Here is a 23061-nt window from a genome sequence, read left to right as displayed (position 1 = left end):
TAGCGAATGAGCGGTACAGGCAGAACGCTGAAGTTAAAGAAACCGGAAGATAAGGCCAGCTTTGTAAGCTGGCGTTTTGCGTTGCTGTGCGGCTGTATTTTGCTGGCGCTGGGGGGACTGCTGTCACGCGTTGCCTGGCTGCAGGTGATCAATCCAGGCAAGCTGGTCAAAGAGGGCGATCTTCGCTCGCTGCGCGTGCAGGCGGTGCCGACGTCGCGCGGGATGATCAGCGATCGAGCCGGACGCCCGCTCGCCGTCAGTGTCCCGGTAAATGCCATCTGGGCCGATCCCAAAGAGCTCCACGCCGGCGGCGGCGTCACACTGGACAGCCGCTGGAAGGCGCTCTCCGATGCGCTTTCGATTCCGCTGGATCAGCTGGCGGCGCGTGTAAACGCCAACCCGAAAGGCCGCTTCGTCTATCTGGCGCGCCAGGTCAATCCGGCTATCGGCGAGTACGTTAAAAAACTCAAACTTCCCGGTATTCATCTGCGCGAAGAGTCGCGCCGCTACTATCCTGCCGGGCAGGTCACCTCCCATCTGATTGGTTTTACCAATATCGACGGACAGGGTATTGAAGGCATCGAGAAGAGCTTTGATAAGTGGCTGACCGGTGCGCCGGGCGAACGAACGGTGCGTAAAGACCGTTACGGTCGGGTCATCGAAGATATCTCTTCCGTCGACAGCCGGGCGGCCCACAACCTGACACTGAGCATTGATGAACGTCTGCAGGCGCTGGTTTACCGCGAACTGAATAACGCCGTGGCGTTCAACAAAGCGGAGTCGGGCACGGCGGTGCTGGTGGATGTGAACACCGGTGAAGTGCTGGCGATGGCTAACAGCCCGGCTTACAACCCGAACAATCTCAGTAATACCTCCAAAGATCTGATGCGCAACCGCGCCATCACCGACATTTTCGAGCCTGGCTCAACCGTGAAGCCGATGGTGGTGATGACGGCGCTGCAACGCGGCGTGGTCAGAGAGAACAGCGTTCTGAATACCGTGCCGTACCGCGTCAATGGTCATGAGATCAAAGATGTGGCGCGCTACAACGAATTGACCCTGACAGGGGTTCTGCAGAAGTCGAGTAACGTCGGGGTTTCACGTCTGGCGTTAGCGATGCCCTCCTCAGCGCTGGTAGAAACTTACTCGCGTTTTGGACTGGGCAAACCGACCAATTTGGGGCTGGTCGGGGAAAGCAGTGGCTTATACCCTAAAAAACAACGGTGGTCTGACATAGAGAGGGCCACCTTCTCTTTTGGCTACGGGCTAATGGTAACGCCGTTACAGTTAGCGCGAGTCTACGCAACCATTGGCAGCTATGGCATTAATCGCCCGCTGTCGATTACCAAAGTCGACCCGCCCGTCGCGGGGGAGCGCGTTTTCGATGAGTCGCTGGTGAAAACCGTGATGCATATGATGGAAAGCGTGGCGCTGCCCGGTGGCGGGGGTGTCAAAGCGGCCATCAAGGGCTATCGCATTGCGATAAAAACCGGTACGGCGAAAAAAGTCGGGCCGGATGGTCGCTACGTCAACAAATACATCGCCTATACCGCAGGTGTTGCACCTGCCAGTCATCCTCGGTTCGCGCTGGTGGTGGTGATCAACGATCCCCAAGCCGGCAAATATTATGGTGGTGCGGTTTCTGCTCCGGTGTTTGGTGCCATCATGGGCGGCGTACTGCGCACCATGAACATCGAACCGGATGCGTTACCGACCAATGACAGAAACGAGCTGGTGACTAACAGAAGTGAGGAATCAAGTGACAGATCGTAACCTGCGCGACTTACTCGGCCCCTGGGTGCCAGGCGCGCCGGCGCGCCCACTGCGTGACATGACCCTGGACAGCCGCCTTGCGGCTTCTGGCGATCTGTTTGTCGCTGTTTCAGGCCATCAGGTTGATGGACGCCGCTTTATCCCGCAGGCGATTGCGCAGGGCGTCGCTGCGGTTGTGGCGGAAGCCGAAGGCGAAGCCGCCGACGGTGAAATCCGTGAGATGCACGGCGTGCCGGTTATCTATCTGGCGCAGCTGCATCAGCGTCTTTCGGCATTAGCCGGACGCTTTTACCAGCAGCCAGGTGAAAAACAGAAGCTGATCGGCGTGACCGGCACCAACGGCAAAACCACCACCACGCAGTTACTGGCGCAGTGGGCAATGCTGCTGGGTGAAACCAGCGCGGTCATGGGCACGGTCGGCAACGGCCTGGTAGGCCAGCTGGCCGCCGCCGAAAATACCACCGGCTCTGCGGTAGACGTACAGCATCTGCTGCACGATCTGGCTGAAAAAGGGGCGACCCTGACCGCCATGGAAGTTTCTTCACACGGGCTGGTTCAGCATCGCGTCGCGGCGCTGCCGTTTGCCGCTGCGGTCTTCACCAATCTCAGCCGCGACCACCTCGACTATCACGGTGACATGGAGAGCTACGAGTCCGCCAAATGGCTGCTCTTCTCTGAGCATCAGGTCGGTCAGGCGATCCTCAACGCGGATGATGAAGTGGGGCGTCGCTGGCTCGCGCGCTTACCGGATGCGGTCGCAGTCACCATGGAGAATAACCTCCAGCCGGGTTGCCATGGCCGCTGGCTGAAAGCCGACGCGGTGGAGTACCACGACAACGGCGCCCATATCCGTTTCAGCTCCAGCTGGGGCAATGGCGACATTGCCAGCCCGCTGATGGGCGCATTCAATGTCAGCAATCTGATGCTGGCGCTGGCGACCCTGCTGGCGCTCGACTATCCGTTGGCGACGCTGATCGACGCCGCCCCCCGGTTACAGCCGGTCAACGGGCGTATGGAAGTGTTCAGTGCCGCAGGTAAACCCACGGTCGTGGTCGATTACGCTCACACGCCAGACGCGCTGGAAAAAGCGCTGGAAGCGGCACGCCTGCACTGCACAGGGAAACTGTGGTGCCTGTTTGGCTGCGGTGGCGATCGTGACAAAGGGAAACGCCCGTTAATGGGGGCGATTGCCGAGCAGTTTGCCGATGTGGTGGTGATTACCGATGACAACCCGCGCAGTGAAGATCCGCAGGCCATCGTCAACGATATTCTGACCGGTTTGCTGGACCCGGGCCGCGCCCGTGTGGTCTCCGGTCGTGCGCAGGCGGTGACTAACACCATTATGCAGGCGCAGCCTGACGACATCGTGCTGGTCGCGGGCAAGGGCCACGAAGATTATCAGATTATCGGTACACACCGGCTTGATTACTCCGACCGTGCAACGGTCGCGGCTCTGCTGGGAGGCACAGCATGATTCCGGTTTCATTACAGACCCTGGCACAGATCACCGGCGGCACGCTTTATGGCAGCGACCTCACTCTGAACGAGGTCACCACAGATACCCGCAAGGTGACGGCTGGCAGCCTGTTTGTCGCGCTGGTGGGTGAGCGTTTTGATGCGCATGACTTTGTCGGCGATGCGATTGCGAATGGCGCACAGGCGCTGCTGGTCAGTCAGCATTTACCTGTCGCTGTACCGCAAGTGGTCGTTGAGGATACCCGTCTCGCCTTTGGCAGACTGGGGGCCTGGGTTCGCCAGCAGTCCACCGCCCGCGTCGTGGCGCTGACCGGCTCATCCGGAAAAACCTCGGTGAAAGAGATGACCGCGGCGATTCTGCGTCAGTGCGGTGAAACGCTCTATACCGCCGGTAATCTCAATAACGACTATGGCGTCCCGATGACGCTGCTGCGCCTGACACCTGAACATCAGTATGCGGTGATCGAGCTGGGCGCGAATCATCAGGGCGAAATCGCCTATACCACCGATCTGGTTCGGCCGGAGAGTGCGCTGGTTAACAACCTGGCGGCAGCACATCTGGAAGGCTTTGGTTCACTGGCGGGCGTTGCCAAAGCTAAAGGCGAAATTTTTCAGGGCTTACCGCCGCACGGCATTGCGATTCTGAATGCCGAGAGCAATGACTGGCCAAAGTGGCAGGCAAATCTGCAGGATAAAACCGTGTGGCGCTTTGCACCGCAGGCGGCAGGGTGCGACTTCTCCGCCCGCGATATCCGCATTGCTCAGGACGGTACCCATTTTGTCATGGTGACTCCGCGTGGCGAAGTGGAGATCGTTCTGCCGCTGCCGGGTCGGCATAACATCGCTAATGCCCTGGCCGCTGCGGCGCTGGCCCTGTCAGTGGACGCGCCGCTGAGCGCCGTTCAGCAGGGGCTGAAAAGCCTGCAGTCGGTGCCTGGCCGTCTGTTCCCGGTGCGCCTCTCTGCGCAGCAGCTGCTGCTGGATGACAGTTACAACGCTAACGTCGGTTCAATGACCGCAGCGGTTCAGGTGCTGTCCGAGATGCCGGGCTATCGGGTGCTGGTGGCGGGGGATATGGCCGAGCTGGGCGACGAGACCGAACAGTGTCACCGCGAAGTCGGCGAGGCGGCACGTGACGCAGGCATCGATCGCGTGCTGACGACCGGCAGATTCAGCCATTTCATCAGCGAAAGCAGCAAAGCTGGCGAACATTTCAGCGATAAGACGGCGCTGACTGAACGTTTACGCCAGCTGTTGTCCGAACACTCAGAAATTACTGTCTTGATAAAAGGTTCGCGTAGTGCCGCCATGGAGCAGGTAGTACAGAGCTTACAGGAGAAAGGAACATGTTAGTTTGGCTGGCCGAGCATCTGGTCGCTTTATATTCCGGTTTTAACGTCTTTTCCTATCTGACGTTTCGCGCCATTGTCAGCCTGCTGACCGCGTTATTTATCTCGCTCTGGATGGGACCGCGCCTGATCGCCTGGCTGCAGAAGTTACAGATCGGTCAGGTTGTCCGCAATGACGGCCCGGAGTCTCACTTCAGCAAGCGCGGCACGCCGACCATGGGCGGCATCATGATCCTGACCTCCATCACCATTTCGGTGCTGATGTGGGCCTATCCGTCGAATCCGTATGTCTGGTGTGTGCTGGTGGTGTTAATCGGCTTTGGCATCATCGGCTTTGTCGACGACTACCGCAAAGTTGTACGTAAAGACACCAAGGGACTCATCGCCCGCTGGAAATATTTCTGGATGTCGGTGATTTCGCTGGGCGTGGCGTTCGCGCTGTATGCGGCAGGCAAAGATACGCCGGCGACCCAGCTGGTGGTGCCATTTTTCAAAGACATCATGCCGCAGCTCGGCCTCTTTTATGTGCTGCTGGCCTACTTTGTGATTGTCGGAACGGGTAATGCGGTCAACCTGACCGATGGCCTGGATGGTCTGGCTATTATGCCGACCGTCTTTGTAGCGGCCGGCTTCGCGCTGGTTGCCTGGGCAACGGGTAACGTGAAATTCGCAGAATATCTGCATATACCTTACCTGCGTCATGCCGGTGAACTGGTGATTGTCTGCACCGCTATCGTCGGGGCAGGGCTGGGCTTTCTGTGGTTTAACACCTACCCGGCACAGGTCTTTATGGGGGATGTGGGCTCGCTGGCACTGGGCGGCGCGCTGGGAACCATCGCGGTGTTACTGCGTCAGGAATTTTTACTGGTGATCATGGGCGGCGTGTTTGTGGTTGAGACGCTGTCGGTGATCCTGCAGGTGGGATCGTTCAAGCTGCGCGGTCAGCGTATTTTCCGCATGGCGCCGATCCATCACCACTATGAACTGAAAGGCTGGCCGGAACCGCGCGTGATTGTGCGCTTCTGGATTATTTCGCTAATGCTGGTGCTGATTGGCCTGGCCACGCTGAAGGTGCGTTAATCATGGCTGACTATCGGGGTAGAAAAGTCGTCATCATCGGGCTGGGCCTGACCGGGCTCTCCTGTGTTGATTTCTTTCTGGCGCAGGGCGTAACGCCTCGCGTGATGGATACCCGTGTCTCGCCGCCGGGGCTGGATAAATTGCCCGGGCAGGTTGAACGCCATCTGGGCGGTCTTAACGGCGACTGGCTGCTGACCTCCGATCTGATTGTTGCCAGTCCGGGCATCGCGCTGGCGCATCCGCTTCTCAGCGAAGCAGCAGATGCCGGCATCGAAATCGTCGGCGACATCGAGCTGTTTTGCCGCGAGGCGCAGGCACCTGTCGTGGCGATTACCGGTTCCAACGGCAAAAGCACGGTGACGACGCTGGTGGGCGAGATGGCCAAAGCCGCAGGCTGGCAGGTGGGTGTGGGCGGCAACATCGGTCTGCCCGCACTGAGCCTGCTGCAGTCTCCGGCGCAGCTCTACGTGCTGGAGCTCTCCAGTTTTCAGCTTGAGACTACGCACAGCCTGAAAGCCGCGGCGGCAACCGTGCTGAACGTCAGCGAAGATCATATGGATCGCTATCCGCTGGGGATGCAGCAGTATCGTGCCGCCAAACTGCGGGTTTACGAGAATGCGCAGACCTGCATCGTTAACGCCGATGATGCCCTGACGATGCCGGTTCGCGGGGCGGACACCCGTTGTGTCAGCTTTGGCATCGATTTCGGTGACTATCACCTTAACAAGCAGCAGGGCAGTATCTGGCTGCGGGTTAAGGGTGAGAAGGTGCTCAACACCGCTGAAATGAAAATGACCGGCCAGCACAACTACACCAATGCACTGGCGGCGCTGGCCCTGGCTGATGCCGTAGGGTTGCCACGCGCCTCCAGCCTGGCCGCTTTAACGTATTTTAACGGTCTGGCACATCGCTTCCAGCTGGTGCATGAGCATCAGGGCGTGCGCTGGATTAACGACTCTAAAGCCACCAATGTTGGCAGCACCGAAGCGGCACTGAATGGTCTGCAGGTGAACGGCACGCTATGGCTGCTGATGGGCGGCGATGGCAAATCAGCCGACTTTACGCCGCTGATCCCCTGGCTGCAGGGTGACAATGTGCGTCTCTACTGTTTTGGCCGCGACGGTGATGCGCTGGCGGCGCTGCGTCCTGAGATCGCCGTACGCACGGAGACGATGCGTCAGGCAATGGAGCAGATCGCGCCTCAGGTTAAATCCGGCGATATGGTTCTGCTGTCGCCCGCCTGTGCCAGCCTTGACCAGTTCCGTAACTTTGAGCAGCGCGGCGATCAGTTCGCGCAGCTGGCGAAGGAGCTGAGCTGATGCGTATTCCTGGCGCCGGACTGGCTCACTATTTCTCAGGACGCCTGAAAGATTGGGTCATGGGAGCACGTGAAAGTGATGACACTTCACTGGTGCTCTATGACCGCACGCTGTTATGGCTGACGCTCGGTCTGGCAGTGATTGGTTTTGTGATGGTGACCTCGGCCTCTATGCCGGTCGGTCAGCGTCTGAATGACGATCTCTTTTACTTTGCCAAGCGTGACGCCTTCTACATTGCGCTGGCGCTGGGCATGGCGCTGGTCACGCTGCGGGTGCCGATGGATTTCTGGCAGCGCTACAGCAACGTGATGCTGATGGTCACGATCGTCATGCTGCTGATTGTTCTGGTGGTCGGCAGCTCGGTTAACGGTGCATCGCGCTGGATTGCGCTGGGTCCGTTGCGTATCCAGCCTGCGGAGCTGTCGAAGCTCTCCCTGTTCTGCTATCTCGCCAGTTACCTGGTGCGCAAAGTGGAAGAGGTGCGTAATAACTTCTGGGGCTTCTGTAAACCGATGGGCGTCATGGTCGTGCTGGCGGTGTTACTGCTGGCGCAGCCCGACCTGGGAACGGTGGTGGTGCTGTTTGTTACGACGCTGGCGATGCTCTTCCTGGCGGGGGCCAAGCTGTGGCAGTTCATGGCGATCATCGGCTCCGGTATCTTTGCGGTGATCCTCCTTATCATTGCAGAACCCTACCGTATGCGCCGTGTGACGTCGTTCTGGAATCCCTGGGAAGATCCGTTTGGGAGTGGCTACCAGCTGACCCAGTCGCTGATGGCCTTTGGCCGCGGTGAGTTCTGGGGACAGGGACTCGGTAACTCCGTGCAAAAGCTGGAATATCTGCCGGAAGCGCACACCGACTTTATTTTCGCCATCATAGGGGAAGAACTCGGTTACATCGGTGTGGTATTGGCACTTTTAATGGTATTCTTCGTCGCTTTTCGTGCGATGTCGATTGGCCGACGTGCGCTGGAGCTGGATCAGCGTTTTTCCGGCTTTTTAGCCTGTTCAATTGGCGTCTGGTTCAGCTTCCAGGCGCTGGTTAACGTCGGGGCTGCAGCCGGTATGTTACCGACTAAAGGCCTGACCTTACCGCTGATCAGTTACGGTGGTTCGAGTCTGATCATTATGTCGACCGCCATCGTCTTTTTATTACGCATAGATTATGAAACGCGCCTGGCGAAAGCGCAGGCGTTTACCCGAGGTGGTCGATGAGCGGTAAGCGATTGATGGTGATGGCAGGCGGAACCGGCGGACATGTTTTTCCCGGTCTGGCTGTCGCCCATCATCTGATGGAACAGGGCTGGCAGGTTCGCTGGTTAGGCACCGCCGACCGCATGGAGGCCGATCTGGTGCCGAAGCACGGCATTGAGATCGACTTTATCCGCATCAGTGGACTGCGTGGTAAAGGCCTGAAAGCGCTGCTGCTGGCGCCCATGCGCATCTTCAATGCATGGCGTCAGGCGCGCCGCATTATGAAAGCCTGGCAGCCCGATGTTGTGCTGGGCATGGGCGGCTACGTTTCCGGTCCCGGTGGCCTGGCGGCCTGGAGTTGCGGCATTCCGGTGGTACTGCATGAGCAGAACGGGATTGCCGGACTGACTAACAAATGGCTGGCGAAAATTGCCACCAAAGTGCTGCAGGCGTTTCCGGGGGCTTTTCCTGCTGCCGATGTGGTGGGCAATCCGGTGCGTACGGATGTGCTGGCGCTGCCTCTGCCGGCACAACGGCTGGCCGACCGGTCAGGCCCGATCCGGGTGCTGGTGATTGGCGGCAGTCAGGGCGCGCGGATACTGAATCAGACGCTGCCGCAGATTGCGGCGCTGGTGGGTGATGAGATCACCCTGTGGCATCAGACCGGTAAAGGGGCGCTGCCCGAAACGGAGAAAGCCTATCAGCAGGCGGGTCAGACGCAGCACAGGGTCACCGAGTTTATCGATGATATGGCGGCGGCCTATGCCTGGGCCGATGTGGTGGTCTGCCGCTCCGGAGCGTTAACCGTGAGTGAAGTCGCTGCCGCTGGTTTACCGGCGATTTTCGTGCCGTTTCAGCACAAGGATCGCCAGCAGTACTGGAACGCGCTGCCGCTGGAAAAAGCGGGCGCCGCCAGAATTTTTGAGCAGCCGCAGTTTACTGCGGAGGCCGTAGCGGATCTGCTACGCCACTGGGATCGCGCAACCCTGTTGACGATGGCTGAGCAGGCCCGTCAGGTGGCGATCCCCGATGCGACCGATCGGGTCGCACAGGAAGTGGCTCGCGCCGCAAAGTAATCATTCCGGTCAGCGTGTCTGACCTGTACCCGGGCCGGGTACAAACTGAAAGAGCAGGTAATTGAGAGCGATGAATACACAACAATTGGCAAAACTGCGTTCTATCGTGCCCGAGATGCGTCGCGTCCGGCACATCCACTTTGTCGGCATCGGTGGTGCTGGCATGGGCGGTATTGCCGAAGTGTTAGCAAATGAAGGCTACCATATCAGCGGTTCAGATCTGGCCCCTAACCCGGTGACGCAGAACCTGATAGCGCTGGGTGCGACCATCTATTTTAACCATCGCCCTGAAAACGTGAACGATGCCAGCGTGGTGGTAGTCTCCAGCGCGGTTTCACAGGATAACCCTGAACTGGTGGCGGCGCGTGAACAGCGCATTCCGGTCATCCGTCGCGCGGAGATGCTGGCGGAGCTGATGCGATTCCGTCACGGCATCGCCGTTGCGGGCACCCATGGCAAAACCACCACCACGGCGATGGTCTCAAGCATTTATGCGGAAGCCGGACTGGATCCGACCTTTGTGAACGGCGGACTGGTCAAAGCAGCAGGCACCCATGCCCGTCTGGGCAACAGCCGCTATCTGATTGCCGAAGCGGATGAGAGTGACGCGTCGTTCCTGCATCTGCAGCCGATGGTGGCGATTGTGACCAACATTGAAGCGGACCACATGGACACCTATCAGGGCGATTTTGAGAACCTGAAGCAGACCTTTATTAACTTCCTGCACAACCTGCCGTTTTATGGTCGCGCAGTGATGTGCGTGGATGATGCGGTGATCCGCGATCTGATCCCACGTGTAGGACGGCACATTACCACCTACGGTTTCAGTGATGACGCTGACCTGCGCATTGAGAATTATGAGCAGAGTGGTGCGCAGGGACATTTCACCCTGATCCGTCAGGATAAAGCGCCGCTGCAGATTACGCTGAACGCACCGGGCCGCCACAACGCGCTGAATGCGGCCGCCGCGGTTGCCGTCGCCAGTGAAGAGGGCATTGAAGACAACGCCATTCTGGCCGCGCTGGAGAGCTTCCAGGGCACGGGCCGTCGCTTTGATCTGCTGGGTGAGTTCCCGACCGAACCGGTAAACGGGCAGCCGGGCAGCGCAATGCTGGTGGATGACTATGGTCATCACCCGACTGAAGTTGAGGCGACGATCAAAGCGGCACGTGCAGGCTGGCCGGACAAAAAACTGGTCATGGTATTTCAGCCGCACCGTTTCAGCCGAACCCGCGATCTCTTCGATGATTTCGCCAACGTGCTGTCACATGTCGATGTCCTGCTGATGCTGGATGTCTACTCTGCCGGTGAGACGGCCATTCCGGGCGCAGACAGCCGTTCGCTCTGCCGTGCGATTCGCAACCGGGGCAAAGTGGATCCGATTCTGGTGCCGGAACATGACGCGCTGCCGGAGATGCTGGCACCGCTGCTGTCAGGCAACGATCTGATTCTGGTGCAGGGAGCCGGTAACGTCGGCAAGGTTGCCCGCAAGCTGGCTGACGCGAAGCTCCAGCCGGAGCAGAAAGCGGAGGATCGTCATGGCGGATAAAGTTGCCGTATTAATGGGCGGTACCTCGGCAGAGCGTGAGGTGTCGCTTAACTCGGGTCAGGCTGTGTTAGCCGGATTACGGGAAATGGGCATTGATGCACATGGCATCGATACCCGTGATGTTTCGGTTCTCACGCTGAAAGAGCAGGGCTTTACCAAAGCCTTTATCGCTCTGCATGGCCGGGGTGGCGAAGATGGCTCGCTGCAGGCGGTGCTGGAGTTTCTGCAACTGCCCTACACGGGCAGCGGCGTGATGGCCTCAGCCGTCACCATGGACAAGCTGCGCACCAAACTGCTGTGGCAGGGGCGCGGCTTACCTTCAGGGCGCTTTGTCTGGCTGACGCGTCAGCAGTTTGCTGCCGGGCTGGATGCAGAGAGCGACGCGGCGATTGCGGCGCTTGGCCTGCCACTGTTTGTTAAGCCAGCCTGTGAAGGCTCCAGCGTGGGTATCAGCCGGGTCAACGATCTGAGCGCGCTGCCTGCTGCACTGGAACTGGCGTTTAAGCACGACAATGACGTGCTGGTCGAGGCGTTTCTCAGCGGCGCGGAGTATACCGTCGCGATTGTGGGCGATCGTATTCTGCCTGCCATTGAAATTAAGAGCGCCAGCGAGTTCTATGACTATGAAGCTAAATACATTTCTGACGATACTCAGTATCTCTGTCCGGCCGATTTAAGTGCCGAACGGGAAGCAGAATTGCAGCAGCTGGTGCTGGCAGCCTGGCGTGCGCTGGGATGCCGTGGCTGGGGACGGGTTGATGTGATGACCGACGGAGAGGGGAACTTTCAGCTGCTGGAAGCCAACACCTCACCGGGCATGACCAGCCACAGTCTGGTTCCGATGGCGGCGAAACAGGCGGGTATGCATTTCCCGCAGCTGGTTGCCCATATTCTGGAGCTGGCCGACTGATATGTCACAGGCGGCGATGAGAGTTCGAAACCGTGAACCGCAGGAGCGTACTCGCACCGGGCGCAGTAACGGAGCCCGACTGTTCGGTATTGTTTTCCTGCTGATCGTCATCGGGATTATGATTTCCGGCGGGCTGGTGGTGCTGAAGTGGATGAATGATGCGTCCCGGTTGCCGTTATCCAGACTGGTGGTAACGGGGCAGACGCACTACACCACGCACGATGATATTCGCCAGGCGATCCTGTCGCTTGGCCCACCGGGCACCTTTATGTCGCAGAATGTCGACATCCTGCAGCAGCAGATCGAGCGGCTGCCGTGGATCAAGCAGGTCAGCGTGCGTAAACAATGGCCGGACGAGCTGAAGATTCATCTGGTGGAGTACACGCCAGTGGCGCGCTGGAACGATGTGCATATGGTGGATGCTGATGGGGTTTCCTTCAGTGTGCCTGCCAGCCACATTGGTAAAGAGACGTTGCCAATGCTGTATGGACCTGAAGGGAGTGAGAAAGAGGTCCTGGCGGGCTATCACAGCATGGATGATGTGCTGAAAGCCCGGAAGTTTACTCTGAAGGTGGCGTCGATGACGGCCCGGCGTTCATGGCAGCTGGTCACCAGCGATGATGTTCGTATTGAGCTGGGCCGCAGCGACACCATGAAACGACTGAATCGCTTTATTGAGCTCTACCCGGTGCTGGAACAGCAAGGTCAGAACGAGAGCAAACGTATCAGCTACGTGGATTTGCGATACGACTCGGGCGCTTCTGTTGGCTGGACACCGGTTGTGATGGAGCCACAGGACAGTAATCAGCAACAGAACCAGGCACAGGCTAAACAACAATGATCAAGGCAACGGACAGAAAACTGGTAGTTGGACTCGAAATCGGCACTGCGAAGGTCGCCGCCCTGGTTGGGGAAATTCTGCCCGATGGTATGGTCAACATTATTGGGGTGGGCAGCTGTCCCTCCCGCGGTATGGATAAAGGTGGCGTAAACGACCTTGAGTCGGTGGTGAAATGCGTTCAGCGTGCCATCGACCAGGCTGAGCTGATGGCAGATTGCCAGATCTCCTCTGTCTACCTTGCTTTATCGGGCAAACATATCAGTTGTCAGAACGAAATCGGGATGGTTCCGATTTCGGAAGAGGAAGTGACTCAGGATGATGTGGAGAACGTCGTGCATACCGCCAAATCGGTGCGTGTGCGTGATGAGCATCGCATCCTGCACGTGATTCCTCAGGAATATGCCATCGACTATCAGGAAGGGATTAAGAACCCGGTCGGCCTTTCCGGCGTGCGTATGCAGGCGAAAGTGCACCTGATCACCTGTCACAACGACATGGCGAAGAACATCGTGAAAGCCGTTGAGCGGTGCGGGCTGAAAGTCGATCAGCTGATTTTTGCCGGTCTCGCCTCCAGTTTTGCCGTTTTAACGGAAGACGAACGTGAGCTGGGCGTGTGTGTTGTCGACATTGGTGGCGGTACAATGGACATTGCCGTATATACCGGCGGCGCTTTACGGCACACTAAGGTTATTCCGTATGCGGGCAACGTCGTCACCAGCGATATCGCCTATGCGTTTGGCACACCGCCAACCGATGCGGAGGCGATTAAAGTGCGCCATGGCTGTGCGCTGGGATCGATTGTCGGCAAAGATGAGAACGTTGAAGTGCCAAGCGTGGGTGGACGTCCACCGCGCAGCCTGCAGCGTCAGACGCTGGCAGAGGTGATTGAGCCGCGTTATACCGAACTTTTGAATCTGGTCAACGACGAGATTCTGCAGTTACAGGAACAACTGCGTCAGCAGGGCGTGAAGCACCACTTAGCCGCAGGCATTGTCCTGACCGGTGGCGCCGCGCAAATTGAAGGACTGGCGGCCTGTGCGCAACGCGTATTCCATACGCAGGTGCGTATCGGACAGCCGCTGAATATTACTGGCCTGACTGATTATGCGCAGGAATCGTACTACTCGACCGCGGTGGGACTGCTGCACTACGGCAAAGAGTCGCACATGAACGGTGATGCAGAGACCGAAAAGCGTGTCTCAGTAGGTAACTGGTTCAAGCGTTTTAACAGTTGGTTAAAAAAAGAGTTTTAATTTTTGTGAAAGGAGATCATGCTGTTTTCTTTAGTGATCTCCAGGCGACAGGCACATAACGGAGAGAAATCATGTTTGAACCTATGGAATTAACCAACGACGCGGTGATTAAAGTCATCGGCGTCGGTGGCGGCGGCGGTAACGCCGTAGAGCACATGGTACGCGAGCGTATCGAAGGTGTGGAATTCTTTGCTGTGAATACCGACGCTCAGGCGCTGCGTAAAACAGCGGTCGGCCAGACGATCCAGATCGGTAATAACATTACCAAAGGTCTGGGTGCGGGTGCGAACCCGGAAGTGGGCCGTAACTCTGCAGAAGAAGATCGCGAAGCACTGCGTTCTGCGCTGGAAGGGGCAGACATGGTGTTCATCGCAGCCGGCATGGGCGGCGGTACCGGTACCGGTGCAGCGCCTGTCGTGGCTGAAGTGGCAAAGGATTTAGGCATCCTGACGGTGGCCGTGGTCACCAAGCCGTTCAACTTCGAAGGCAAAAAACGCATGGCGTTTGCCGAGCAGGGGATCGCTGAACTCTCTAAGCATGTCGATTCACTGATCACCATTCCTAACGACAAGCTGCTGAAAGTGCTGGGTCGCGGAATCTCCCTGCTGGATGCGTTTGGCGCAGCCAACGACGTGCTGAAAGGTGCAGTCCAGGGTATTGCCGAGCTGATCACCCGTCCGGGCCTGATGAACGTCGACTTTGCTGACGTGCGTACCGTCATGTCTGAAATGGGCTATGCGATGATGGGTTCAGGCGTTGCGTGCGGTGAAGATCGCGCGGAAGAAGCGGCTGAAATGGCGATCTCCAGCCCACTGCTGGAAGATATCGACCTGTCTGGTGCACGTGGCGTGCTGGTCAACATTACGGCAGGCTTCGATCTGCGTCTGGATGAGTTCGAAACCGTGGGTAATACCATCCGCGCCTTCGCCTCTGACAACGCAACCGTGGTTATCGGCACCTCGCTGGATCCGGAAATGAACGACGAACTGCGCGTCACCGTGGTGGCAACCGGTATCGGCATGGACAAGCGTCCGGAAATTACGCTGGTCACTAACAAGCCAGCCAGCCAGCCTGTGATGGATCATCGCTATCAGCAGCACGGTATGTCACCGCTGCCGCAGGAGCAGAAACCCGCTGCCAAAGTGGTTAACGACCAGGCTGCGCAGTCGAACAAAGAGCCCGACTATCTTGATATTCCGGCCTTTTTACGCAAGCAGGCCGATTAGGATTAACCCTATAATTGGGGTTCTCCGCTCTTTGTGCTAAAGTGTCTGCCCGCTGGTAAAGTATACTGGCGGTCGGAAAGGTAATATTGCGAGATAATGCGATGATCAAACAAAGGACATTAAAACGTATTGTTCAGGCGACGGGTGTCGGTTTGCATACCGGCAAAAAAGTCACCCTGACATTACGCCCTGCGTCGGCTAACACCGGGGTCATCTATCGTCGCACCGACTTGAATCCACCGGTAGATTTTCCGGCTGATGCAAAATACGTGCGCGACACCATGCTGAGTACCTGCCTGGTGAATGATGACGGCGTGCGTATTTCAACGGTCGAACATCTCAATGCCGCCCTGGCCGGTCTGGGTATCGATAACATTATTGTTGAAGTCGATGCTCCGGAAATCCCGATCATGGATGGCAGCGCAGCACCGTTTATCTATCTGCTGATGGATGCGGGTATCGAGCAGCTTAACAGCGCGAAGAAATTTGTGCGCGTTAAGCAGACCGTGCGTGTGGAAGAGGGTGATAAATGGGCCGAGATCAAACCGTACAACGGTTTCTCGCTTGATTTCACCATCGACTTCAAACACCCGGCTATCGATTCCAGCTCACAGCGTTATGCGATGAACTTTTCTGCTGATGCCTTTGTTCGTCAGATCAGCCGGGCGCGTACATTTGGCTTTATGCGTGAAATCGAATATCTGCAGTCTAAAGGCCTGTGCCTGGGCGGTAGCTTAGATTGTGCGATAGGTCTGGATGATTTCCGCGTACTGAATGAAGAAGGCCTGCGTTTTGAAGACGAGTTTGTCCGTCACAAAATGCTGGACGCTATCGGCGACCTGTTTATGTGTGGTCACAACATCATTGGTGCATTTACTGCATTCAAATCAGGCCACGCACTGAACAACAAGCTGCTGCAAGCGGTTCTGGCTAAGCAGGAAGCCTGGGAATGGGCAACCTTCGAAGACGAAGCTGAACTGCCGCTGGCATTCAAAGCACCGAATCTGGTTCTGGCTTAATTACCCCGGAACGCGAAACGGCTGGTTATGCTGACACCCTCTCCGGTCAGCGGCGCCAGCCGTTTTTTATTGCCCTCCTGTTCTCCGTCGCAATTGTGTGACCGCTCTCGTAACGCCTTGTCTGTTCTGCTGAATTGCTGAACAATCGCTCGCCTTTTCTCACACCGCCACTTTAATCTCAGGTGTGGATGCCCCACATTAATGATACTATCTGTGGCGCTTTTACAGGCCGAAATCCGTTGCAGCATGCGGCGGTTGAACGAAAACAAAGGCGCAGGAGCATGCGCAATGGAAAGGGTGTGATCGGGATTCTTCAGCGCTGGCGACAATTGGGTAGACGCTATTTCTGGCCCCATCTCCTGTTAGGGATGGTCGCGGCCAGCTTTGGCCTGCCAGCCTGTGCGCAAAGCTCCGAACTCAGCACCTCTTCAGAATCTCCGGCCAGCAGCCTTTTTCTGGGCAGTGCCGCACGTTTTGACCACCTGATACGGCTTCAGGAAGCGTCCCGCCGTCCTAGCTTCAGCGTGGATTACTGGCATCAGCACGCCATCCGGACGGTTATCCGTCATCTTTCGTTTACGCTGGCGCCACAGGCCCAGGCGGAGCCACAGATTTTACCGCTGGCGGCACAAAAGCTGGCGCTGATTGATTCACTGCATAACTTACTGACGTCCCATTCTGCGCGGCCTACCGCCCCGCAGCTGATGACGGCACCCCCGCTTTTCACCGCCGTAACCCGCTCATGGGTTGAGTGGCATGCCAGCGTGCATGGCATTCGCGCCGGACCTGCCCGATTGTTCTGCTAATATTTTTGGTTTTATTCACTCTGTTAAGATTTCGCAGTCCGGCAAGCGCCGGCTGAATTGAGAAACTATTGATTATGTTAAGCAAAATATTGACCAAGGTTTTTGGCAGCAGCAACGATCGTACGCTGCGCCGCATGCGCAAAGTGGTAGATGTCATCAACAAGATGGAGCCTGATTTCGAGAAGCTCTCTGATGATGAACTGAAAGCCAAAACGGACGAGTTCCGCGAGCGCCTGAAAAAAGGCGAATCGCTGGAGAGCCTGATTCCTGAAGCCTTTGCGACGGTGCGTGAAGCCAGTAAACGTGTATTTGGCATGCGTCACTTCGACGTTCAGCTGATCGGCGGCATGGTGCTGAACGACCGCTGCATCGCTGAGATGCGCACCGGTGAAGGTAAAACCCTGACCGCGACCCTGCCAGCCTACCTGAACGCACTCTCCGGCAAGGGCGTTCACGTGGTGACCGTCAACGACTATCTGGCTCAGCGCGATGCGGAAAACAACCGTCCACTGTTCGAGTTCCTTGGCCTGAGCATTGGTATCAACATGTCGGGCCTGCCTGCGGTAGCGAAGCGCGAAGCCTACGCTGCAGACATCACCTACGGCACCAACAACGAGTATGGCTTCGACTACCTGCGCGACAATATGGCTTTCAGCCCGGAAGAGCGCGTACAGCGTAAACTGCACTACGCGCTGGTGGATGAGGTCGACTCCATCCTGATCGATGAAGCGCGTACGCCGCTGATTATCTCCGGTCCGGCAGAAGACAGTTCTGACCTCTACACCAAAGTGAACAAAATCATCCCTCATCTGGTTCGTCAGGATAAGGAAGATAACGAAACTCATCAGGGTGAAGGTGACTTCTGGGTCGATGAGAAAGCGCGTCAGGCTCACATGTCCGAGCGCGGTCTGGTTAAGGTGGAAGAGCTGCTGGTCAGCCAGGGCATCATGGAAGCGGGTGAGTCACTCTATTCACCGACCAACATCATGCTGATGCATCACGTTACGGCGGCGCTGCGTGCTCATGCGCTCTTTACCCGCGACGTGGACTATATCGTCAAAGATGGCGAGGTCGTGATTGTTGATGAACACACCGGCCGTACCATGCAGGGTCGTCGCTGGTCCGATGGTCTGCATCAGGCGATTGAAGCCAAAGAAGGGGTAGAGATTCAGAACGAGAACCAGACGCTGGCCTCTATCACTTTCCAGAACTACTTCCGTATTTACGAGAAGCTGGCCGGTATGACCGGTACCGCAGACACTGAAGCGTTCGAATTCAGCTCCATCTATAAACTCGACACTATCGTGGTGCCGACCAACCGTCCGATGGTACGTAAAGATCTGGCTGACCTGGTCTACATGACCGAGAAAGAGAAGATCGACGCTATTATCGAAGATATCCGTGAGCGTACTGCTAACGGTCAGCCGGTGCTGGTGGGGACGATCTCGATTGAAAAATCGGAAGTGGTCTCTAACGAACTGACCCGTGCGGGTATTAAACACAACGTTCTGAACGCCAAGTTCCACGCCCGCGAAGCGGATATCGTGGCGCAGGCGGGTCAGCCGGGTGCGGTAACGATCGCCACCAACATGGCGGGTCGTGGTACAGATATTATGCTGGGCGGCAGCTGGCATGCCGATGTGGCGGCGCTGGAGAATCCGACCGAAGCGCAGATCGAAGAGATCAAAGCGGCCTGGAAGGTTCGTCACGATGCGGTTCTGGCATCAGGGGGTTTGCACATCGTCGGTACCGAGCGTCACGAGTCCCGCCGTATCGATAACCAGCTGCGTGGTCGCGCAGGTCGTCAGGGTGATGCCGGTTCCTCACGCTTCTACCTCTCAATGGAAGATGCGCTGATGCGTATTTTTGCCTCCGATCGCGTGTCGAATATGATGCGTAAACTGGGCATGAAGCCCGGCGAGGCGATTGAACATCCATGGGTGACCAAAGCGATCGCCAATGCTCAGCGCAAAGTTGAAAGCCGTAACTTCGATATTCGTAAGCAGCTGCTGGAATATGATGATGTGGCAAACGATCAGCGTCGCGCTATCTACAGCCAGCGTAATGAACTGCTGGATGTCTCTGATGTGAGCGAAACCATTAACAGCATTCGCCACGATGTCTACAAAGCGACCATCGATACCTATATTCCGCCGCAGTCACTGGAGGAGATGTGGGACGTGCCAGGGCTGGAAGAGCGTCTGCGTGCCGACTTCGATCTTAACCTGCCGATAGCGGAATGGCTGGATAAAGAGCCGGATCTGCACGAGGAAGTGCTGCGTGAGCGCATCATGACCCACGCGACCGAGAGCTACGCTGCCAAAGAAGAGATCGTCGGTGCCGAGATGATGCGTAACTTCGAAAAAGGCGTGATGCTCCAGACGCTGGATTCGCTGTGGAAAGAGCATCTGGCTGCGATGGACTATCTGCGTCAGGGCATCCATCTGCGTGGCTATGCGCAGAAAGATCCGAAGCAGGAGTACAAGCGCGAATCCTTCGCCATGTTCGCTGCGATGCTGGAATCACTGAAGTATGAAGTGATCAGTACCCTGAGCAAGGTTCAGGTGCGTATGCCTGAAGAGGTTGAAGCGATGGAGCAGCAGCGTCGTGAAGAAGCCGAGCGTCTGGCGCAGCAGCAGCAGCTGAGCCACGTAGAAGAGGATGCGCTGGCAGAACCGGCGGCAGAGCAGAGCGGTGAACGTAAAGTCGGCCGCAACGATCCCTGCCCGTGTGGTTCCGGTAAGAAATACAAGCAGTGTCATGGCCGTATCGCCTGATACGCAATGCTGATGAAAAAGGAGCCGCTGGCTCCTTTTTTTATGTCCGCGGCCCATCCCGCCAGAGCAGACGTAAAGCGGTTAACTTCCGCTATAGCATGTTCTAAAATCAGCCCTCACTCATTACGACCGGACAGTTTCCATGAAGCACCTGCAGGTTGCGGTTGGCATCATTCGCAATGCCAGTAAACAAATTTTCCTTGCCCAGCGCGCGTCAACGTCTTATATGGCGAACAAATGGGAGTTTCCCGGCGGTAAGATTGAAGCGGGCGAAAGCGCGGAAGAGGGGCTCGTCAGAGAACTCCACGAAGAAACCGGTATTGAAGTGACCGATGCGCGTCCGATTGGTCATGCCGACCACACCTATGACGATCTGCGCGTGACGCTGCATTTCTTTCTGGTCGAAGGCTGGAAGGGAGAGCCGTGGGGTAAAGAGGGGCAGCCGCAGCGCTGGGTTGATCAGCAGGCGCTGGTCGCCGACGAATTTCCGGCCGCGAATCATCAGCTGATTGCGCGTCTGGTCGCCGGCGAGCTCTGAGCGGATGGGGCAGTGCGCCCCATCCTTCTGTCAGCGATCTTCTTCGCTCCAGTTTTCACTGTCGTTCATATCATCGCTGCTGGGAATGCGTTTCTCTTCGGCAGCCCATTCCCCTAAATCGATAAGCTGACAGCGTTTACTGCAAAACGGCCGAAACGGGCTGAGTTCATCCCAGATCACCTCTTTGCCGCACTGCGGACAGGAGACGGTCATGACTTCTTGCTGCATAGTTACCTCTAACAACAGGCCAGCTGGAAGTTAAGGCGGGCGGGCACTTCGCCGCGCTCGCTGTCCAGCGGCATAAAACGAATGGCGTAGCGGCTTTTGTGGCCGGACACCTGTGGATAGAGCGCATCGTCCAGCGACAGCTGCAGTCGCAGCAGATCGGCATCCTCGGCATTATCCTGATAAAAGCCATTGAGGCTGGTCTGCGTATGGAACGAACCCGACTGGCGGATCAAATCCAGCACCATCGCCAGGGCATGATGGAGTGGCTCCAGGGTCTGCATCCAGGCTTCAACCTGCGCATCGCGGACTTCCTGTGGCAGATGCAGCCAGATGTGCAGACCCGGCAAATCAAAACTGCAGCAGCCGCCAGGAATGCTCAGACGCTGGCGCACCAGGGCAATGAGACGATCCTCGCGGAGTTGCTGCCCCATCCGTGGCGCATTCATCAACCGGGTTGACTGACTTTTGAGTTTATCGCTCAGGGCATCAACCCGCGTCATATCGACACCCGGCACATCCGCCCAGGCGCGTAATTTCTGCTGCTGACGCTCCAGCTCTTTCAGCAGCTCTGTGCGAATATCGCCCCGCTCGAAAATGTCGAGCAACTCGCCAGTGAGGCGGAAAAAGGTCAGTGCATTGACGGTTTTATCCAGCGGAGTTGTTTCGTCTAACTGATTAATTAAAAACTCAACCCGTAGCCAGGTCCGCATTTTTTCATTCAGTGGGTGTTCAAACAGAACGGGTGTGCTCATGTTATTAATCCTGTTTCGTTGCCGCCAGCCGGAGGTAGCGCTGGTGAAGTCCGGCAACCTGTGGCAAGGCGTCATCGGGCTCGCCACTGTTATCAATAATATCGTCGGCACAGGCGAGGCGCTGCTGGCGCGTCGCCTGCGCGGAAAGAATACGTTGCGCCTGCTCAAGGGAGAGCCCATCGCGCTGTCGGGTACGGGCTAACTGCGTCTCCTCATCAACATCCACGACCAGCACCCGATCAGCCTGGTGCTGTAACTGATTTTCTACCAGTAGTGGCACCACCCAGAGCACATAAGGTGAGGCCGCCTGGGCGATCAGCTGTCGCGTCCGGGCGTTAATCAGCGGGTGCAGCAGCGCGTTTAACCAGCTTTTCTGTTCGGGCTGCTGGAAAATAATTTCGCGCAGGCGGGCACGGTCAAGCGTTCCCTGTCCGGTCAAGATGGATGCGCCGAAGCGCGCCTCAATGGCCTGCAGAGCGGGAGTGCCCGGCTCGACCACTTCGCGTGCGATCAGGTCAGCATCAATAATTTCCACACCAAGCGCAGCAAAGGCCCCGGCTATCGTGCTTTTACCACTGCCGATTCCTCCTGTGAGCGCAACGGTATAGGGCATGTTTCTCACCTGGCTTCTCATATGGACATAGGTTCAGGGTAATGATCTGAACAAAAAACGCAAAATTGAGCGACAGATCACACCAGTAAAGCAGCAATAAATTTTACGGATTGTAGCGTAAATAAAGTGAAATTCGCAGTCTTGTCGCGTCGCCAGAGGCGCGTAATATAACGTCACTGGAACCGTGCTTATTTCGCGAACGGCGAGTTGTTGCCACCTACCAGGACACTGTTTATGCGTATTGAAGAAGATCTGAAACTGGGCTTTAAAGATGTCTTAATCCGGCCCAAACGCTCCACGCTGCAAAGCCGCTCGCAGGTCGAGCTGGAACGCAGCTTCACCTTCCGCCACTCCCGCCTGAGCTGGAGCGGCGTCCCGATTATCGCGGCCAACATGGATACCGTCGGCACCTTTTTAATGGCTGAGGCGCTGGCCAGTTTTGCTATTCTCACCGCCGTTCACAAGCACTACAGCGTGGAGGAGTGGCGGGCGTTTATTCAGCGCGTCCCCGCCACGGTTCTGAAGCATGTGATGGTGTCAACCGGCACCTCTGAAAACGATCTGAACAAGCTGGTCGCCATTATGGCGCTCTCCGACGATCTGCAGTTTATCTGCATCGACGTGGCCAACGGTTACTCGCAGCATTTTGTCGATTTTCTGCAGCGCGCCCGTGAGATGTTCCCGGCGAAAACCATCTGTGCCGGTAATGTGGTGACAGGGGAAATGGTTGAAGAGCTGATTCTGTCGGGCGCGGATATCGTTAAGGTTGGCATCGGTCCGGGGTCGGTCTGCACGACCCGGGTGAAAACCGGCGTGGGCTATCCGCAGCTTTCTGCCGTCATCGAATGTGCCGATGCGGCCCATGGCTTAAGTGGACAGATTGTCAGTGATGGCGGCTGTTCGGTGCCAGGCGATATTGCGAAAGCTTTTGGTGGCGGAGCGGACTTTGTGATGCTGGGAGGCATGCTGGCGGCACACGATGAGTGTGAAGGGCAGGTCGTCGAAGAAAATGGCGAAAGCTTCATGCTGTTTTACGGCATGAGTTCTGAATCGGCGATGAAACGTCATGTCGGCGGTGTCGCCCAGTATCGGGCCGCCGAAGGTAAAACGGTGAAGCTGCCACTACGTGGCCCGGTGGCTGATACTGCACGGGATATTCTGGGAGGTTTGCGGTCCGCCTGCACCTACGTCGGGGCTGAGCGTCTGAAAGAGCTGACCAAGCGCACGACCTTCATCCGGGTTAATGAGCAGGAAAACCGCGTATTCAACCGGTAATTGTCCGG

At 57.1% G+C, this 23061-nt stretch carries 20 protein-coding genes; 17 read left to right on the top strand and 3 right to left on the bottom strand.

Going from position 1 to position 23061, the window contains the following annotated elements; all coding sequences use genetic code 11:
* Nucleotides 1-6 precede the first annotated feature (6 nt).
* The 16 genes from OXR04_RS08495 to mutT all read left to right on the top strand — a co-directional run bounded on the left by OXR04_RS08495 (nt 7) and on the right by mutT (nt 20185).
* Nucleotides 7-1773, top strand: a complete 1767-nt coding sequence (locus OXR04_RS08495; protein WP_009092146.1) for a peptidoglycan glycosyltransferase FtsI — start codon at nt 7-9, stop codon at nt 1771-1773.
* The gene (gene murE / locus OXR04_RS08490; RefSeq protein WP_046101208.1) at nt 1760-3247 is read left to right on the top strand and encodes a UDP-N-acetylmuramoyl-L-alanyl-D-glutamate--2,6-diaminopimelate ligase; all 1488 of its coding nucleotides are present in this window, start codon (nt 1760-1762) and stop codon (nt 3245-3247) included. The genes OXR04_RS08495 and murE overlap by 14 nt, the downstream gene beginning before the upstream one ends.
* The gene (gene murF, locus OXR04_RS08485) at nt 3244-4602 is read left to right on the top strand and encodes a UDP-N-acetylmuramoyl-tripeptide--D-alanyl-D-alanine ligase (protein WP_009092142.1); all 1359 of its coding nucleotides are present in this window, start codon (nt 3244-3246) and stop codon (nt 4600-4602) included. The genes murE and murF overlap by 4 nt, the downstream gene beginning before the upstream one ends.
* Nucleotides 4596-5678 carry a phospho-N-acetylmuramoyl-pentapeptide-transferase gene (gene mraY / locus OXR04_RS08480; RefSeq protein WP_009092141.1) on the top strand — a complete coding sequence of 361 codons (1083 nt, stop codon included), beginning with the start codon at nt 4596-4598 and terminating at the stop codon, nt 5676-5678. The genes murF and mraY overlap by 7 nt, the downstream gene beginning before the upstream one ends.
* A 2-nt stretch (nt 5679-5680) precedes the next feature.
* On the top strand, nt 5681-6997 hold the full coding sequence (gene murD / locus OXR04_RS08475) for a UDP-N-acetylmuramoyl-L-alanine--D-glutamate ligase (protein ID WP_267369797.1): 1317 nt from the start codon (nt 5681-5683) through the stop codon (nt 6995-6997).
* Nucleotides 6997-8211 (top strand): cell division protein FtsW, encoded by a 1215-nt coding sequence (gene ftsW / locus OXR04_RS08470; protein WP_009092138.1) that lies wholly within the window; start codon nt 6997-6999, stop codon nt 8209-8211. The genes murD and ftsW overlap by 1 nt, the downstream gene beginning before the upstream one ends.
* The gene (gene murG / locus OXR04_RS08465) at nt 8208-9266 is read left to right on the top strand and encodes an undecaprenyldiphospho-muramoylpentapeptide beta-N-acetylglucosaminyltransferase (protein WP_009092136.1); all 1059 of its coding nucleotides are present in this window, start codon (nt 8208-8210) and stop codon (nt 9264-9266) included. The genes ftsW and murG overlap by 4 nt, the downstream gene beginning before the upstream one ends.
* Before the next feature lie 70 nt (nt 9267-9336).
* Complete coding sequence (murC, locus tag OXR04_RS08460) at nt 9337-10815, top strand: UDP-N-acetylmuramate--L-alanine ligase (RefSeq protein WP_009092134.1); 1479 nt, start codon at nt 9337-9339, stop codon at nt 10813-10815.
* The gene (locus OXR04_RS08455) at nt 10805-11725 is read left to right on the top strand and encodes a D-alanine--D-alanine ligase (RefSeq protein WP_046101213.1); all 921 of its coding nucleotides are present in this window, start codon (nt 10805-10807) and stop codon (nt 11723-11725) included. The genes murC and OXR04_RS08455 overlap by 11 nt, the downstream gene beginning before the upstream one ends.
* A gap of 1 nt (nt 11726) precedes the next feature.
* A complete protein-coding gene (ftsQ, locus tag OXR04_RS08450) occupies nt 11727-12566 on the top strand; it encodes a cell division protein FtsQ (protein WP_009092131.1) in 840 nt (279 codons plus the stop codon).
* Complete coding sequence (gene ftsA, locus OXR04_RS08445; protein ID WP_009092129.1) at nt 12563-13819, top strand: cell division protein FtsA; 1257 nt, start codon at nt 12563-12565, stop codon at nt 13817-13819. The genes ftsQ and ftsA overlap by 4 nt, the downstream gene beginning before the upstream one ends.
* Before the next feature lie 71 nt (nt 13820-13890).
* Nucleotides 13891-15045 carry a cell division protein FtsZ gene (gene ftsZ, locus OXR04_RS08440; RefSeq protein ID WP_009092127.1) on the top strand — a complete coding sequence of 385 codons (1155 nt, stop codon included), beginning with the start codon at nt 13891-13893 and terminating at the stop codon, nt 15043-15045.
* A gap of 101 nt (nt 15046-15146) precedes the next feature.
* Nucleotides 15147-16064: a UDP-3-O-acyl-N-acetylglucosamine deacetylase gene (lpxC, locus tag OXR04_RS08435; RefSeq protein WP_009092125.1), complete on the top strand. Its 918-nt coding sequence runs from the start codon at nt 15147-15149 to the stop codon at nt 16062-16064.
* Between the two features lie 299 nt (nt 16065-16363).
* Nucleotides 16364-16870, top strand: a complete 507-nt coding sequence (secM, locus tag OXR04_RS08430; protein ID WP_267369857.1) for a secA translation cis-regulator SecM — start codon at nt 16364-16366, stop codon at nt 16868-16870.
* A gap of 74 nt (nt 16871-16944) precedes the next feature.
* Nucleotides 16945-19647 (top strand): preprotein translocase subunit SecA, encoded by a 2703-nt coding sequence (gene secA, locus OXR04_RS08425; RefSeq protein ID WP_009092121.1) that lies wholly within the window; start codon nt 16945-16947, stop codon nt 19645-19647.
* A 142-nt stretch (nt 19648-19789) separates the two neighbouring features.
* Nucleotides 19790-20185: an 8-oxo-dGTP diphosphatase MutT gene (gene mutT, locus OXR04_RS08420; protein ID WP_009092119.1), complete on the top strand. Its 396-nt coding sequence runs from the start codon at nt 19790-19792 to the stop codon at nt 20183-20185.
* A gap of 30 nt (nt 20186-20215) precedes the next feature.
* On the opposite strand, the gene yacG is transcribed toward mutT, so the two are convergent.
* Genes yacG through coaE form a run of 3 tightly spaced genes read right to left on the bottom strand, consistent with a single transcriptional unit; the run spans nt 20216 to nt 21778 of the window.
* Nucleotides 20216-20413 (bottom strand): DNA gyrase inhibitor YacG, encoded by a 198-nt coding sequence (gene yacG / locus OXR04_RS08415; protein ID WP_009092117.1) that lies wholly within the window; start codon nt 20411-20413, stop codon nt 20216-20218.
* An 8-nt stretch (nt 20414-20421) separates the two neighbouring features.
* A complete protein-coding gene (zapD, locus tag OXR04_RS08410; protein ID WP_009092116.1) occupies nt 20422-21165 on the bottom strand; it encodes a cell division protein ZapD in 744 nt (247 codons plus the stop codon).
* Nucleotides 21166-21169: 4 nt separating this feature from the next.
* Nucleotides 21170-21778 carry a dephospho-CoA kinase gene (gene coaE / locus OXR04_RS08405; RefSeq protein WP_154928436.1) on the bottom strand — a complete coding sequence of 203 codons (609 nt, stop codon included), beginning with the start codon at nt 21776-21778 and terminating at the stop codon, nt 21170-21172.
* A 234-nt stretch (nt 21779-22012) separates the two neighbouring features.
* Here coaE and OXR04_RS08400 point away from each other — a divergent pair, with 234 nt between their 5' ends.
* Complete coding sequence (locus tag OXR04_RS08400) at nt 22013-23053, top strand: GMP reductase (RefSeq protein WP_009092110.1); 1041 nt, start codon at nt 22013-22015, stop codon at nt 23051-23053.
* Nucleotides 23054-23061: the final 8 nt, after the last annotated feature.

The sequence above is a fragment of the Pantoea sp. GM_Pan_3 genome (assembly GCF_026541045.1).
GTDB lineage: Bacteria > Pseudomonadota > Gammaproteobacteria > Enterobacterales > Enterobacteriaceae > Pantoea > Pantoea anthophila.
This window is presented reverse-complemented; position numbering and strand designations above follow the sequence as displayed.

Coding starts and splice junctions, on each gene's coding strand:
- OXR04_RS08495 (WP_009092146.1), top strand. CDS start 7: ATGAGCGGTACAGGCAGAACGCTGAAGTTAAAGAAACCGGAAGATAAG.
- murF (WP_009092142.1), top strand. CDS start 3,244: ATGATTCCGGTTTCATTACAGACCCTGGCACAGATCACCGGCGGCACG.
- mraY (WP_009092141.1), top strand. CDS start 4,596: ATGTTAGTTTGGCTGGCCGAGCATCTGGTCGCTTTATATTCCGGTTTT.
- murD (WP_267369797.1), top strand. CDS start 5,681: ATGGCTGACTATCGGGGTAGAAAAGTCGTCATCATCGGGCTGGGCCTG.
- ftsW (WP_009092138.1), top strand. CDS start 6,997: ATGCGTATTCCTGGCGCCGGACTGGCTCACTATTTCTCAGGACGCCTG.
- murG (WP_009092136.1), top strand. CDS start 8,208: ATGAGCGGTAAGCGATTGATGGTGATGGCAGGCGGAACCGGCGGACAT.
- murC (WP_009092134.1), top strand. CDS start 9,337: ATGAATACACAACAATTGGCAAAACTGCGTTCTATCGTGCCCGAGATG.
- OXR04_RS08455 (WP_046101213.1), top strand. CDS start 10,805: ATGGCGGATAAAGTTGCCGTATTAATGGGCGGTACCTCGGCAGAGCGT.
- ftsQ (WP_009092131.1), top strand. CDS start 11,727: ATGTCACAGGCGGCGATGAGAGTTCGAAACCGTGAACCGCAGGAGCGT.
- ftsA (WP_009092129.1), top strand. CDS start 12,563: ATGATCAAGGCAACGGACAGAAAACTGGTAGTTGGACTCGAAATCGGC.
- ftsZ (WP_009092127.1), top strand. CDS start 13,891: ATGTTTGAACCTATGGAATTAACCAACGACGCGGTGATTAAAGTCATC.
- lpxC (WP_009092125.1), top strand. CDS start 15,147: ATGATCAAACAAAGGACATTAAAACGTATTGTTCAGGCGACGGGTGTC.
- secA (WP_009092121.1), top strand. CDS start 16,945: ATGTTAAGCAAAATATTGACCAAGGTTTTTGGCAGCAGCAACGATCGT.
- mutT (WP_009092119.1), top strand. CDS start 19,790: ATGAAGCACCTGCAGGTTGCGGTTGGCATCATTCGCAATGCCAGTAAA.
- yacG (WP_009092117.1), bottom strand. CDS start 20,413: ATGCAGCAAGAAGTCATGACCGTCTCCTGTCCGCAGTGCGGCAAAGAG.
- zapD (WP_009092116.1), bottom strand. CDS start 21,165: ATGAGCACACCCGTTCTGTTTGAACACCCACTGAATGAAAAAATGCGG.
- coaE (WP_154928436.1), bottom strand. CDS start 21,778: ATGCCCTATACCGTTGCGCTCACAGGAGGAATCGGCAGTGGTAAAAGC.
- OXR04_RS08400 (WP_009092110.1), top strand. CDS start 22,013: ATGCGTATTGAAGAAGATCTGAAACTGGGCTTTAAAGATGTCTTAATC.